The sequence below is a fragment of the Pseudomonas multiresinivorans genome, assembly GCF_012971725.1.
In the GTDB taxonomy this organism is placed as follows: Bacteria; Pseudomonadota; Gammaproteobacteria; order Pseudomonadales; family Pseudomonadaceae; genus Pseudomonas; species Pseudomonas multiresinivorans.
The window spans coordinates 4,996,253-5,010,020 of the sequence record NZ_CP048833.1 but is presented as its reverse complement, the minus strand read 5'-3'; the positions used below and the strand labels follow the sequence as shown (position 1 = coordinate 5,010,020).

The 13,768-nt window shown below is 65.6% G+C and carries 15 protein-coding genes; 11 read left to right on the top strand and 4 right to left on the bottom strand.

All coding sequences use genetic code 11. From position 1 onward, the window contains the following. Positions 1-37: 37 nt before the first annotated feature. From G4G71_RS22940 to G4G71_RS22930, 3 genes are all read left to right on the top strand, one after another. The gene (locus G4G71_RS22940) at positions 38-583 is read left to right on the top strand and encodes a 1,2-dihydroxy-3-keto-5-methylthiopentene dioxygenase (RefSeq protein ID WP_169940428.1); all 546 of its coding nucleotides are present in this window, start codon (positions 38-40) and stop codon (positions 581-583) included. Positions 584-757: 174 nt separating this feature from the next. Continuing rightward, a complete protein-coding gene (mtnC, locus tag G4G71_RS22935) occupies positions 758-1,441 on the top strand; it encodes an acireductone synthase (RefSeq protein ID WP_169940426.1) in 684 nt (227 codons plus the stop codon). Between the two features lie 86 nt (positions 1,442-1,527). Then, positions 1,528-1,719, top strand: coding sequence for a PLDc N-terminal domain-containing protein (locus G4G71_RS22930; RefSeq protein ID WP_024765432.1), 192 nt, complete (start codon positions 1,528-1,530; stop codon positions 1,717-1,719). 75 nt (positions 1,720-1,794) lie between these two features. Here the strand turns inward: G4G71_RS22930 and G4G71_RS22925 are convergent, their stop codons facing one another. Next, positions 1,795-2,322: a dihydrofolate reductase family protein gene (locus tag G4G71_RS22925; protein WP_169940424.1), complete on the bottom strand. Its 528-nt coding sequence runs from the start codon at positions 2,320-2,322 to the stop codon at positions 1,795-1,797. Positions 2,323-2,389: 67 nt separating this feature from the next. On the opposite strand from G4G71_RS22925, the gene G4G71_RS22920 reads away from it, so the two are divergent. Together G4G71_RS22920 and G4G71_RS22915 are read left to right on the top strand one after the other, a co-directional pair. Beyond that, a complete protein-coding gene (locus tag G4G71_RS22920) occupies positions 2,390-2,968 on the top strand; it encodes a TetR/AcrR family transcriptional regulator (RefSeq protein ID WP_169940422.1) in 579 nt (192 codons plus the stop codon). A gap of 24 nt (positions 2,969-2,992) precedes the next feature. Next, positions 2,993-3,529, top strand: coding sequence for a methylated-DNA--[protein]-cysteine S-methyltransferase (locus G4G71_RS22915; RefSeq protein ID WP_169940420.1), 537 nt, complete (start codon positions 2,993-2,995; stop codon positions 3,527-3,529). A gap of 9 nt (positions 3,530-3,538) precedes the next feature. On the opposite strand, the gene G4G71_RS22910 is transcribed toward G4G71_RS22915, so the two are convergent. Both G4G71_RS22910 and G4G71_RS22905 read right to left on the bottom strand, forming a co-directional pair. Then, positions 3,539-4,015: a methylated-DNA--[protein]-cysteine S-methyltransferase gene (locus G4G71_RS22910; RefSeq protein ID WP_169940418.1), complete on the bottom strand. Its 477-nt coding sequence runs from the start codon at positions 4,013-4,015 to the stop codon at positions 3,539-3,541. Between the two features lie 2 nt (positions 4,016-4,017). Continuing rightward, on the bottom strand, positions 4,018-4,923 hold the full coding sequence (locus tag G4G71_RS22905) for a DNA-3-methyladenine glycosylase family protein (RefSeq protein WP_169940416.1): 906 nt from the start codon (positions 4,921-4,923) through the stop codon (positions 4,018-4,020). Between the two features lie 178 nt (positions 4,924-5,101). Between G4G71_RS22905 and speE the strand changes: the two genes are divergently transcribed. From speE to G4G71_RS22890, 3 genes are all read left to right on the top strand, one after another. Beyond that, on the top strand, positions 5,102-5,962 hold the full coding sequence (gene speE / locus G4G71_RS22900) for a polyamine aminopropyltransferase (protein ID WP_169940414.1): 861 nt from the start codon (positions 5,102-5,104) through the stop codon (positions 5,960-5,962). A 292-nt stretch (positions 5,963-6,254) separates the two neighbouring features. After that, positions 6,255-8,333: an LTA synthase family protein gene (locus G4G71_RS22895; protein WP_169940412.1), complete on the top strand. Its 2,079-nt coding sequence runs from the start codon at positions 6,255-6,257 to the stop codon at positions 8,331-8,333. Between the two features lie 268 nt (positions 8,334-8,601). Then, positions 8,602-9,387, top strand: coding sequence for a sulfite exporter TauE/SafE family protein (locus tag G4G71_RS22890; RefSeq protein WP_169940410.1), 786 nt, complete (start codon positions 8,602-8,604; stop codon positions 9,385-9,387). Positions 9,388-9,407: 20 nt separating this feature from the next. On the opposite strand, the gene G4G71_RS22885 is transcribed toward G4G71_RS22890, so the two are convergent. After that, entirely contained in the window at positions 9,408-10,424 is a 1,017-nt protein-coding gene (locus G4G71_RS22885; RefSeq protein ID WP_169940408.1) for an AraC family transcriptional regulator, read from the bottom strand. 156 nt (positions 10,425-10,580) lie between these two features. Here G4G71_RS22885 and G4G71_RS22880 point away from each other — a divergent pair, with 156 nt between their 5' ends. The 3 genes from G4G71_RS22880 to G4G71_RS22870 are packed head-to-tail and all read left to right on the top strand — an operon-like array spanning position 10,581 to position 13,745. Beyond that, positions 10,581-12,056, top strand: a complete 1,476-nt coding sequence (locus G4G71_RS22880; RefSeq protein ID WP_169940406.1) for a flavin-containing monooxygenase — start codon at positions 10,581-10,583, stop codon at positions 12,054-12,056. After that, positions 12,040-12,987 carry an alpha/beta hydrolase gene (locus G4G71_RS22875; protein ID WP_169940404.1) on the top strand — a complete coding sequence of 316 codons (948 nt, stop codon included), beginning with the start codon at positions 12,040-12,042 and terminating at the stop codon, positions 12,985-12,987. Before G4G71_RS22880 ends, G4G71_RS22875 begins: the two co-directional genes overlap by 17 nt. Then, a complete protein-coding gene (locus G4G71_RS22870) occupies positions 12,984-13,745 on the top strand; it encodes an SDR family oxidoreductase (protein ID WP_169940402.1) in 762 nt (253 codons plus the stop codon). Before G4G71_RS22875 ends, G4G71_RS22870 begins: the two co-directional genes overlap by 4 nt. Positions 13,746-13,768: the final 23 nt, after the last annotated feature.

The window sequence follows — 13,768 nt, the reverse complement described above, 5'->3', positions numbered from 1 at the left end:
CCCGCTTTTGAGAAAAAAGCCCAGAAGGACAACGACCATGAGCAGCCTGACCGTCTACCACGAATCCAACCCCGAGCAGCCGCTGAAGCTGCTGACCCACGCCGAGGACATCGCTTCCACCCTGGGCGAGCTGGGCGTGTGCTTCCAGCGCTGGGCGGCCAATGCCCCCATCGTTCCCGGTGCCAGCCAGGAAGAAGTGATCGCCGCCTACCAGCACGAGATCCGTCGCCTGCAGGAAGAGGAGGGCTACGTCACCGTCGATGTGGTCAGCCTCACCGCCGACCATCCGCAAAAGGATGAACTGCGCGCCAAGTTCCTCGATGAACATCGCCATGGCGAGGACGAGGTACGCTTCTTCGTCGCCGGCCGCGGGCTGTTCACCCTGCACATCGAGGACCACGTCTACGCCGTGCAGTGCGAGAAGAATGACCTGATCTCGGTACCCGCCGGCACCCGCCACTGGTTCGACATGGGCGAGCGCCCGCACTTCGTGGCCATCCGCCTGTTCAACAATGCCGAAGGCTGGGTCGCGAAATTCACGGGTGATGAGATCGCCAAGCGTTTTCCGTTGCTGGAAGACTGATCTCTCCTTAGCCGGGGAGGGTAGGCTGTTTCCTGCTCTTCGCAGGAGCGAGCGTGCTCGCGAACAGTGTTGCCGGCCCACTCGGTTCCATGCGGTTCGCGAGCAAGGACTGGGCGTCCCCCTCGGTCCTACATGTCATCCCGCCTGGGTTAAAGGCGGGCCTTTGGAGTCCCCATGCCAATCAAAGCCATCCTCACCGACATCGAGGGCACCACCAGCGCGGTCAGCTTCGTCTTCGACGTGCTCTTTCCCTATGCCGCCGCGCACCTGCCGGACTTCGTGAGTGAGCATGCCGACGAGCCGGCCGTGGCCGAGCAACTCGCCGCCGTGCGCGCCGACAGCGGTGAGGCGAACGCCGACACCGAACGCTGCATCGAAATCCTTCTCGGCTGGATCGCCGAAGACCGCAAGGCCACGCCGCTCAAGGCACTGCAAGGCATGGTCTGGGAGCAGGGCTACCGCGCCGGCCAGCTCAAGGGCCATGTCTACCCGGACGCCGTCGACGCGCTGCGCCACTGGCACGCCGAGGGCTACCGGCTGTACGTCTATTCCTCCGGCTCGATCCAGGCGCAGAAGCTGATCTTCGGCTGCTCGGAGGCGGGCGACCTGTCGCCGCTGTTCTCCGGCTTCTTCGACACCACCAGCGGACCCAAGCGTGAGGTGGAATCCTACCGCCGCATCGCTGCCGCCATCGGTCTGCCGGGCGAAGACATCCTGTTCCTCTCCGACATCGTCCAGGAGCTGGATGCCGCGCAGCAGGCCGGCCTGCAGACCATCGGCCTGGCCCGCGAGGGTGGGGTGCTGGAAGGCCACGACACGGTGGCAAGCTTTGCGGTGATCGACCCGGCAAGGGTTTGAACCCTTACCTTGAGTGCACGCCCGTGCCGCCGCGGCGCGAGCAGCTATGCTGATCAGGCCGACATTCTCATAGAAGGATCTTCCAAATGGGCTCGACCCTCAGCGGCCTGATCAGCCTGATCATCTTCGCCCTGGATATCTGGGCGATCATCAACGTGGTGAAAAGCAACGCCGAGATGCCGATGAAGATCATCTGGATCCTGGTGATCGTCATCCTGCCGGTGCTGGGCCTGATCATCTGGGCGGTGGCAGGGCCGCGCGGCAACGTGCGGGTCTGAACGCCATCCCGACTTCCGCAGGGGCGGGCCATGTTCGCGATAGCGCCCATGGAACGCTCCTGCAGGTCGACAGCCTCAGTCGAACCGGTAATGCATCCGCACGCAGCCCGGCTCGATGACCTTGGCCGACAGCAGCGTCGGCGACACCTGCAGCCCGGTCGCGGGGAATAGCGCAAAACCGCCGCCGATGATCTCCGGCATCACGTAGATCTCCAGCTCATCCAGCGCCCCGCGTTCCAGGAAGGCCATCTGCAGCTGGCCACCGCCAAGCATCCAGACATCACCGTCCTGCAGCGCGCGCAGTTCCCCGATCAGCGCGTCGACATCGCTGCGGGTTTCCAGCGGGCCCTTCGGGTCGTCGATGGGGCGCGAGGTCACTACCAGCACGCGCTGTGCGCCATAGGGCCAGGGGCCGGGGTCGGCCGCGAGGAAGTCGTAGGTCGCGCGGCCCATGACCACGGTGCGGATGCGCTGGAGGAACAGGGTGTAGTCATGTTCGCCCAACTGCAGCTGGTCATGCCTGAACAGCCAGTCCAGCCCGTGTTCCGGCGTTGCGATAAAGCCGTCGAGGCTGGTGGCGATGTAGCCGAGAATTCTGGCCATGTTGCGTCTCCCTGGATAAGCTTTGTGCCAATATATAAATGAATGTTCATTTATAAAAGAGATTGGCATGGCTCGAACCAAGACAGTAAGCGACGAAGCAATACTCGACGCCGCCATGCAGCTGATGGTGCGCGCAGGACCGGAGGCGGTGACCTTCGCCGCCGTGGGCCGCGAGGTCGGGCTTTCCGCTGCGACGCTGGTGCAGCGCTATGCGACCAAGGCGGATTTCCTCCGCGCCGTGCTGCTGCGCGCCTGGGACCAACTGGATGAGCAGACCGCCCGACTCGACGAGAGTGCCGAGTTGAGCCCGGAAGGCGCGATTCGGATGCTGGTGGCGATGTTCCCGGTGGGCGAGGGTGAGACCGATTACGCGGAGGGGTTGCTGATCCTGCGCGAGGACATGCGCGATCCATTGCTTCGTGAACGTGGTGCACGATGGGGCGCGACGTTGGCCGCGGCATTGGGGCGGCGACTGAGCGATGATCCGCAAAGGCAGCCGATACTCGGCCGGCTGATGGCCAGCCAGTGGCAGGGCGCGCAGCTGTGGTGGGCTTTCGAACGCCAGGGCAATCCGGCGAGTGCCATCGGCGGCGAGCTGCGCCGTTGGTGCGATGTCGTGCTGAAGGCGGAAAGGGTTGCGGGATAAGGCGCCGCGATAGAGACTCGTTCGATGCATTACTGCCTGATCGAAACAGACCTCGGCTGGTTCGGGCTTGCCTGGAGCCCGCAGGGGATCACGCGCGCCTATCTGCCGGGGGACTCCGTGCACAGCGTGCGCGAGCGCTTCGACAAGCTCGGCACCGAGACTGCCCAATGGCCTGCATTCATCGATGAAGCGCGCCGGTTGATCCTCGGCTACGCGCAGGGCGAAGCGGTGTCGTTCGAGACTTTGCCGCTGGACCTGTCCGGGCAGAGCGATTTCCACCGTCGTGTCTACGACGACATTCTCCAGCTGGGCCGCGGGGAGACCACGACCTATGGCGAGATCGCCCGGCGCCTGGGCGATGTCGGCTTGTCCCGCGCGGTGGGGCAGGCGATGGGCAGCAACCCGATCCCGCTGATCATTCCTTGCCACCGAGTACTCGCCAGCGGCGGCAAGACCGGCGGTTTCTCCGCGCCGGGCGGCAGTACCTCGAAGATGCGCATGCTGGCGCTGGAGGGTTTTCAGGACCCGCAGGCTGCACAGACTTCCTTCGACTTCTCCTAGAGCGGACGGCTAGGCCTTTTCCAGCGCGCCCTCCAGGCGCAGCAGCAACTCCTTGCGCGGCAGGCCGCCGGCGTAGCCAGTGAGGCTACCGTTGCTGCCGATCACCCGATGGCAGGGCACGATGATGCTGATCGGGTTGGCACCGTTGGCCGTGCCCACTGCGCGGATCGCCCTGGGCCGGCCGATGCGCCGTGCCAGTTCCGCATAGACAGTGGTGTAGCCGTAGGGAATCTCCAGCAGCGCCTGCCAGACCTGGCGCTGGAACTCGGTGCCGCCGGTGTTCAGCTTCACCTCGAAGCGCTGGCGCTTGCCGGCGAAATACTCGTCCAGCTGGCGCGCCACGTCGTCCAGCAGCGGGCTGCCTTCGTGCCAATCCGGCTGCGGGTAATGGCGGGTCTCCAGGTCCATGTAGAGCATGCGCAGGCCGCCTTCGTCGCCGGCCAGCAGCAGGCGGCCGGTGGGGCTGTCGTGGTAGCGGTAGTGCATGGTCATCCTCCGGTGCGGCCGGCCTGGGAGTAGGCGTGCCACAGATAGACGGCAGCGTAGGCGCGCCACGGCCGCCAGGCTTCGGCGCGGCGTTGCAGTTCGCGGGCGGTGATGCCTTCGGCGCCCCAGACCGGCGACTTGAGCAAGCCCAGGTCGGCGGCGGGGAAGGCGTCCGGATCGCCGAAGGCGCGCAGGGCGACGTACTCCGCCGTCCACGGGCCGATGCCGGGCAGGGCGCAGAGGCGCCGCACCAGGTCGTCGGCGCCGTCGGTCACATGCAATTCCAGCGCGCCGCTGGCGCAGGCGGCGGAAAAGCGCTGCAGAGTCTCCACGCGCTTGCCGGGCATGCCGATGCCGGCAAGGTCCGCATCAGCCAGGGCCTCGGGTGTCGGAAACAGCCGCGCTGGCTGACCTTCACAGTCGCCGGGCAACGCTTCACCCAAGCGCTGCACTAGCCGTCCGACGATGGTGACGGCGGCCTTCACCGTGACCTGCTGGCCGACGATAGCGCGCACGGCCTGCTCGAACGGGTCGAAGGCCGTGGGCAGGCGCAGGCCGGGCGCCTGCAGTAGCAGCGGGGTGAGCAGCGGGTCGGCCTGGAGGTGCTTGGCGATCTGCAGTGGGTCGCTGTCCAGGTCGAACATCTTGCTCACCCGCGCCGCCAGCGGTTGCGCATGCTGCGGCGCCAGGTGAATGTCCAGTTCCAGTTCGGCGCTGTCTTCCAGCGGGCGCACGCTGAACCAGCCGATATCGCCGCCCACGCGCACACTGCGGGCATAGCGGCGCGGCGACAGGCATTCGACGCCAGCCAGGCTGCGCAGGGCGAAATGCTCGTGGAACTGCTGCCAGTCCCAGGGCGCACGGTAGGGCAGGCGAATGAGTTGGGGAGTGGGGGGCGTGTTGGTCATGGGGCGACATTACCCGTTGCCGGCGATGCTGTCCTCCCGCGCCTGACTTTCAAATTCCCCGGAAGGCTGGCGCCGACGGCAGGGTTCGACCTGTCATCGATGGGCACGTAGAATGCGCGCCTCTTTCGGGGCGGCCCGCCGTCCCCTCCTATTGTCTTGTCCCGACGGGAGCGCACTCATGCACGATTACCAGGAAACCCTCTACGACGGCTATGGCCAGCGTTTCAGCGTCGACAGGATGCTCCACGAGGTGCGCACCGAGCACCAGCACCTGGTGATCTTCGAGAATGCCCGCATGGGCCGGGTGATGGCGCTGGACGGCGTGATCCAGACCACCGAGGCCGACGAGTTCATCTACCACGAGATGCTCACTCACGTGCCAATCCTCGCCCATGGTGCGGCCAAGCGTGTGCTGATCATCGGCGGCGGCGACGGCGGCATGCTGCGCGAGGTGTCCAAGCACGCCAGCGTCGAGCACATCACCATGGTCGAGATCGACGGCACCGTGGTCGACATGTGCAAGGAATTCCTGCCCAACCACTCCCAGGGTGCCTTCGACGATGCGCGCCTGAACCTGGTGATCGACGACGGCATGCGCTTCGTCGCCACCACCACGGAGAAGTTCGACGTGATCATCTCCGACTCCACCGACCCGATCGGTCCGGGCGAAGTGCTGTTCTCGGAGAACTTCTACCAGGCCTGCCACCGCTGCCTGAACGACGGCGGCGTGCTGGTGACCCAGAACGGCACGCCCTTCATGCAACTGGACACCGTGCGCAATACCGCCGGCCGCATGAACGGCCTGTTCGCCGACTGGCACTTCTACCAGGCGGCGGTACCGACCTACATCGGCGGCTCGATGACCTTCGCCTGGGGTTCGACCAACCCGGCCCTGCGCCATGTCGACACGGCGACCCTGGCCCAGCGTTTCGCCGCCAGCGGTATCCAGACCCGCTACTACAACCCGGCGATCCACCAGGGCGCCTTCGCCCTGCCGCAGTACGTGTTGCAGGCCATCGGCAAATCGGTCAACGACTGATTCCGGTTCCATCGTGGGCGCGGGGGCAATCTCTGCGCCACGACACTTTCTTCACACGCCGTACGGCACTCTGCCCGCCCTTGGGCGGTCCCACCTGCGCCGATTCACGCTTGCATCATCCCGAAACGATTGGCATGCCAGGCTTAATGTCCGCTTAAGCGGCGCACATTAGAATGCGCCGCCGCAGCTTTTGCGGTGTAATGCCGCAGCCTTTCGCGCTCGCGCGGGCAGCCGTTCTGTCCGGCAATGGCGATGCACCTTCGACCCCGAACGTTCACAACGGAACCAAGAAATGGGCCAATCAGAAGTCCTGTCCAACCGCCAGACCGGTGCGAGCCTCACGCGGCCCACCCTGTCCGGCCACCTGGCGTTCACCGCGCTCAGCGTCGTAGCGCTGATGGTGATGTTCACCCTGCTGCGTGTTGCGCTGCTCATCTACAACCGCGAGCTGATCGGCAGCACGCCGGCGTCCACCTTCGTCGAGGCCTTCATCACCGGCATGCGCTTCGACATCCGCGCGGTGGTCTACATCGTCGCCCCGCTGGTGTTTGCCATCGCCAGTGTGCGCGCCATGGGCTGGCGCTGGCTGTGGAAGACCTGGCTGACCATCGCCGCGAGCATCACGCTGTTCCTCGGCGTGCTGGAGATGGACTTCTACCGCGAATTCCACCAGCGCCTTAACAGCCTGGTATTCCAGTACATGTCCGAAGACCCGAAGACGGTCATGAGCATGATCTGGTACGGCTACCCGGTGGTCCGCTACCTGCTGGCCTGGGCCTTCGCCACCTGGCTGCTGTACCTGGTGTTCCGCGGCATTGACCGCGCAACCCGTCCGGATGCCTCCGGCCCGTCCGCAGCCGCCTGGTACATCCGCGTGGCCGTGATGCTGGTGGTGATCGTGCTCTGCGTGGTCGCCGCCCGCGGCACCCTGCGCCAGGGCCCGCCGCTGCGCTGGGGCGACGCCTTCACCACCGACTCGATGTTCGCCAACCAGCTGGGCCTGAACGGCACCCTGAGCCTGATCAAGGCTGCCGAGAGCCGATTCCTGTCCGAAGACCGCGACAACATCTGGAAGGCCACCCTGCCGGTAGACCAGGCACGCGACGTGGTGCGCCAGATGCTGGTGATGCCGGACGACAAGCTGGTCGACGCCGATGAGGCCGCCGTGCGCCGGGACTACACCCCGCCCGCCGATGGCACCCTGCCGATCAAGAACGTCGTGGTGATCCTGATGGAAAGCTTCGCCGGCCACTATGTCGGTGCGCTGGGCGGCAAGGGCAACATCACGCCGTACTTCGACAAGCTGAGCAAGGAAGGGCTGCTGTTCACCCAGTACTTCTCCAACGGCACCCACACCCACCAGGGCATGTTCGCCACCATGGCGTGCTTCCCCAACCTGCCGGGCTTCGAATACCTGATGCAGACGCCCGAGGGTGGCCACAAGTTCTCCGGCCTGCCGCAGCTGCTGTCGGCGCGCAAGTTCGAGGACGTCTACGTCTACAACGGCGACTTCGCCTGGGACAACCAGTCCGGCTTCTTCGCCAACCAGGGCATGACCTCGTTCATCGGCCGTAACGACTTCGTCAACCCGGTGTTCTCCGACCCGACCTGGGGTGTGTCCGACCAGGACATGTTCGCCCGCGGCAACGAGGAGCTGGACAAGCTCGAAGCCACCGGCAAGCCGTTCTATGCCCTGCTGCAGACCCTGTCCAACCACGTGCCCTATGCACTGCCCAAGGACCTGCCGGTCGAGCGCGTGACCGGTAACGGCAGCCTCGACGAGCACCTGACGGCGATGCGTTACTCCGACTGGGCGCTGGGCCAGTTCTTCGAGAAGGCGAAGAAATCGCCGTACTACAAGGACACCCTGTTCGTGGTCGTCGGCGACCATGGTTTCGGCAGCCCCGAGCAGCTGACCGAGATGGACCTGTTCCGCTTCAACGTGCCGCTGCTGCTGGTCGCCCCGGGTATCCAGGAGAAGTTCGGCGCCACCCGCGACACCGTTGGCACCCAGATCGACATCGTGCCGACCATCATGGGTCGCCTGGGCGGTGAAGTGCGCCACCAGTGCTGGGGGCGCGACCTGCTGAACCTGCCGGCCGGCGACAAGGGCATCGGCGTGATCAAGCCGTCGGGCAGCGAGCAGGTGGTCGCCGTGATTTCCGGCAACCGCATCCTGATCCGTCCGAAGGAAGGCGATATCCGCGTCTATGACTACAAGCTGGGCAGCGACTTTGGCGTGAAGCGCGTGGATGGCGCGAGCGACCAGGAGAGCCTGCGGGTGCGCCTGGAGTCCTTCATTCAGACCGCGACCAAGAGCCTGCTGGACAACACCGCTGGCGTGGTGGACGGCAAGCCCGACGCGAAGTGATGAGGTAGTTCAGTGAAAAGGGGCCTTCGGGCCCCTTTTTCATGGGCGAGGGTTTTGCCTTTCATAGGAGCGAGCTTGCTCGCGAACCGCTCTGGCCTGGTGGTTTGGGAATTGTTCGCGAGCAAGCTCGCTCCTACAGGGAGAGTGCTACGCTGCAGCAAGAGGAAGTTATAAAGTAAGACCACATCGGTCTAATGGATTATAAGAAAAATCAGTATCCTCCCGGCCACACCACGAGGTGATCAGTTTCGCCAGTCAGGACGCGTAGATGGATTTCGGCAATATCGGGTTTGTAGTCGCGGGTCTTGTCGTAGGCTTTATCGTTGGGATGACCGGTGTCGGCGGCGGTTCGCTGATGACGCCCATCCTGCTCTGGTTCGGTATCAACCCTGCCGCCGCGGTAGGCACCGACCTGCTCTATGCCGCCATCACCAAGTCCGGCGGCGTCCTGGTTCATCGCAAGAACGACAACATCGACTGGCGCATCACCGGCTGGCTGGCCCTGGGCAGCGTCCCGGCTGCCGCGTTGACGTTGCTGTTCCTGCACAGCCTGCACACCGATACCGCGGCCATGAACGCCGTGATCAAGAACGCCCTGGGCGTCGTGCTGCTGCTCACTGCGCTGGCCGTGCTGTTCAAGAAGCAGGTGCTGGCTTTCGCCCAGCGCCATGCCGGTGACAGCTTCCACTTCAGTGGCCCCCGGCTGAATACCCTGACCGTGATCACCGGCGCCATCCTCGGCGGCATGGTTGCGCTGACGTCCATTGGCGCCGGTGCCCTGGGTACGGTGGCGTTGTTCATCCTCTATCCCTTCCTCGCTACCCGCCGTCTGGTGGGCACCGAGATCGCCCACGCCGTGCCCCTGACTCTGGTCGCCGGTCTCGGCCACGCCAGCATGGGCAACATGGACTGGGGCCTGCTGGGCTACCTGCTGATCGGCTCGTTGCCGGGCATTTACGTCGGCAGCCACCTGGCCGGGCGCATTCCGGACGGAGTCCTGCGACCGTGCCTGGCCGTGATGCTGGCGATGATCGGCTACAAGCTGGTCTTCTAAGCTCCACTTCTCGAGACAGCTCAGCCGCGGCGGAAACGCCCCGGTGTCACGCCTTTCCAGCGGCGGAAGGCGTGAATGAAGTTCGACACCTCGCCGTACCCCAGCCGCTCGGCAATTTCCTCCAGACGAATCGCCCCTGTGGCCAGCAATTCCTCGGCCAGCGCCTGGCGCACCTCGTCGAGCAGCGTGCGATAGCTGCTGCCTTCGCCTTCCAGCCGACGCCGCAATGTGCGCGAGGTCATGTGCAACTCACCCGCCAGTTGCTCCATGTCCGGCAGCCGCCCCGGTGTGCCCAGCAGGCGGTCGCGAATCTGCCCGGAAAGCCCGGTGCGTACCTGGCGCCGGGCGAGCAGGGCGCGGCATTGTTCCTCGCAGCGCCGCGCCACTTCCGGGTTGGCGCCCGGCAGCGGCATTTCGAGGATGCGGCTATCGAAGACGATGCGGTTTTCCGTCTGGCCGAACAGCGGTTTCACACCCAGTTCATCGATATAAGGCTGCAGGTCGGCTGGCGCCTCGCGGCGGAACAGCGCCTGGCGGATCGGCGGCGGCTGGTTGGTGAGGTCGCGCTGGATGCGCAGTACGCCGCCGCCGTCGCGGTCGATGAGGAAGTCGCGCAGGTCTTCCGGCACTGACGTGTCGTCCAGCAGCAGGTGCGCTTCGCCGTCGTGTTCCTCCAGCGTCATGCGGTGGAAGGCATAGGTCAGGTCGAGGTAGCGCAGGCCCAGGTGTGCGGCACTGAGGAAGGTCGAGCTGCTGAGCATTGCGAAGCCCCAGATGCCGTAGGTGTTGAGGTGATAGCGCAGGCCGGCCTTGAGCCCGATGCCGGGGCGCTGGCCGATGTGCCGGTTGATGTTGCGCACCAGCTCCAGCTCCTGCGTCGCTTCGACCTCCGCGCCGGGGTCGGCGAGCACGCCGATGTCCAGGCCGGTGCCGTCCAGGCATTGCTCCAGGGTCATGCCGTGGTCGAGGGCGAACTGAGTCATGAGCTGCACGCTGATGGCGCTGCGTCGGGGCGACCAGGGCGGGGTGGCTGGCATCACGTTCTCTTCCAGTGAAGGATCGTTGAGCGGAAAGAAATTTCTCTGACCGAAAGTCACAATTTTCTGTCCGACTATGCCATAACCCGTGGCGGGAAGTCGCACTAGGATGTTGTCATCCGCCGCTGTGCGGACATCAGAACCGGGAGCACAACAATGACAACATCATCCCGTCGATCGGCCGCCCCGCGCGTGCTGATCATCGGTGCCGGCTTCGCCGGCCTGGGGTTGGCGATCCGCCTGCAAAAGGCCGGGATCGACGACTTCCTGATCCTCGAAAAGGCCGCCGACGTCGGCGGCTGCTGGCGCGAGAACGTCTATCCGGGCGCTGCCTGCGACGTGCCTTCGCACCTGTATTCCTTCTCCTTCGAACCCAAGGCCGACTGGTCGCGCAAGTTCGCGCCCCAGGCGGAAATCCTCGAGTACGCGCGGCACTGCGCCGATAAATACCGCCTGCGCGAACGCATCCACTTCAACTGCGAGGTGCGCGAGGCAAACTTCGACGAGGCTGCCGGCGAGTGGCGCGTTACCTGCGCCGATGGCGAAGAACTGCGCGCGCAATCGCTGGTCTGCGCCCTGGGCCAACTGAGCCGCCCGTTGATCCCGAAGCTATCCGGCATCGAACGCTTCCAGGGCAAGGCCTTCCATTCCGCGCAGTGGGATCACGGCGCGCCGCTGGAGGGGAAGCGCGTAGCCGTGGTCGGGACCGGCGCCAGCGCCATCCAGTTCGTCCCGCAGATCGCGCCGAAAGTCGCCGAGTTGCTGCTGTTCCAGCGCAGCGCCGCCTACGTGATTCCCAAGCCGGATCGCCCCTACGCCGACTGGGAGCGCCGCATCAAGTCGCGCCAGCCCTGGCTGCAGCGTCTGGATCGTGGGCTGAAGTACGTGCAACACGAGGCGCGGGCGCTGGCCTTCACGGTGTTCCCGCCGATGATGAAATTCATGCGGATCAGCTTCCACCTGCACATGCGCAAGAGCATCGCCGACCCGCAACTGCGCGCGCGGCTGCAGCCGGATTACCCCATGGGCTGCAAGCGCATCCTGATCAGCAACGACTACTACCCGGCGCTGGCGCGCAGCAACGTGAAGCTGGTCGATACCGGCATCCGTGAGGTCACCGAGGACGCCATCGTCACCCGTGATGGCCAGCGCCATCCGGTGGACACCATCATCTACGGCACCGGCTTCGCCGCCACCGAGTTCCTCGCGCCGATGCGCATCACCGGCCTGGCCGGGCGCGAGCTGAACCAGGCCTGGAGCGACGGCGCCGAGGCTTACAAGGGCATCAGCGTCAGCGGTTTCCCCAACTTCTTCATCCTCTACGGACCTAACACCAACCTGGGGCACAACTCCATCATCTACATGCTGGAGAGCCAGTTCCCCTATGTGCTCGGCTGCCTGCAACGCATCCAGCGCGAGGGCCTGAAGTACCTGGACCTCAAGCCGCAGGTACAGCAGGGCTTCAATCGCCAGTTGCAGCACGACTTGCAGCACACCATCTGGGAGCGCGGTTGCAGCAGCTGGTACAAGACCGAAAGCGGCCGCAACACCGTCAACTGGCCGGGCTTCACCTTCCGTTACCGCCAACAGACCCGCCAACCGGAGTTCGCCGACTATGACTGCATCCGTTGAACCCGTGGTACCGCTGTCGACCCGCCAGAAACTCCTGACCGCCACCCTGCGTGGCACACTCAACCTGCTGTTCCGCGGGTTGATGGGCCCGCAGCTGCCGGTGAAGGCTCAGCGTGCATTGCTGCGCGGGCTGACGGCCGCCACCCTGACGCCTCGCGGCGTACATCGTGAGCAGACGACGCTGGGCGGCGTTCCGGCCGAGGTCTGGCGTCCCGATGGGGGCGGCGAGGGCAGGGTGATCCTCTACCTGCATGGCGGTGCCTATCTGATTGGCTCGCCGGCGACCCACCGGGCGATCACCGCCAACCTGGCGCGGCGCTGCCAGGCCGAGGTGTGGGTGATCGATTACCGTCTGGCGCCGGAGCACCGCTTCCCGGCCCAGCGCGAGGACGCGGTGGCGGCCTACCGCGCCTTGCTGGACAAAGGCATCCCGGCATCCGCCATCGCCGTCGCCGGGGATTCCGCGGGGGGCCACCTGACCCTGCAACTGGCGCTGGAGGTGAAGGCCCAGGGGTTGCCGGTGCCGGGCGCGCTGGTGACCTTCTCGCCGGTGACCGATCTCTCCGCCGAGCATCTGCACGCGCCAGCGGCCGGCGACCCGCTGATCACCCGCGCCTGGATGGACAGCGCCATGGAAATGTTCTGCCCGCCGGGCGTGCCGCGCGCGGACGCACAACTGTCGCCGCTGCATGCCGATCTCACCGGCTTGCCGCCGTTGCTGATCCAGGTCGGCGAGGATGAAGTGCTGCGCAACGACAGCCTGCGCTTCGCCGACGCTGCGCGGCGGCATGGCGTGAGCGTCAGCCTGCAACGTTTCCCCGGCTGCTGGCATGTGTTCCAGGCCCACGCCGGCCTGCTGGACGTCGCAGACCGGGCGCTGCAGGACGTTGCCAACTATCTCGCCGGCCATCTGCAGGGAGCACGCCGATGAACTCCATCCTGATCAGCGGTGCCGCTTCGGGCATCGGCGCTGCCACCGCGAAGCTCTTCCGCCGCAACGGCTGGCGCGTCGGTCTGATCGACCTCAATCCCGAGCCGCTGGAGAACCTCGCCGCCGAACTGGGCGGTGCATGGCAAAGAGCGCTGGACGTTACCGATGCCGAGGCCGTAACGGCGGCGGTGAACGAGTTCGCCGAAGCCAACGGCGGCCACCTGCGCCTGCTGTTCAACTGCGCGGGCATCCTGCGCTTTGGGCGTTTCGAAGACATCAGTCTCGCCGAGCACAACCGCATCATCGCCATTAACGTGCAGGGCGTACTCAACTGTTGTTATGCCGCGCTGCCGTACCTCAAGCGCACGCCCGGTGCGCAGGTGCTGAACATGGGCTCGGCTTCCGGGCTGTATGGCGTGCCGCAGATGGCCAGTTATTCGGCCTCGAAGTTTGCCATCCGCGGGCTGACCGAGGCGCTGGAGCTGGAGTGGCGCGAACTGGGCGTCCGTGTCGCCGATCTGATGCCGCCTTTCGTACGCACGCCGATGGTCGCCAGCCAGACCTTCGAGCCGCCGGTACTGCGCCGCCTTGGGGTGACGCTGGTGGCCGAGGACATCGCCAAGGCCGCCTGGCGCCAGGCCCAGAGTGGCGGTGTGCACCGACCCATTGGCGCGATGTTCCGCGCCATGTACTGGTCCGGCCAGCTGTCGCCGCCGGCAATCAACCGCTGGGTGATGGCCTGGCTCAGCCGTGCCTGAGTAGACTGCAGGGGCGGCGAAGG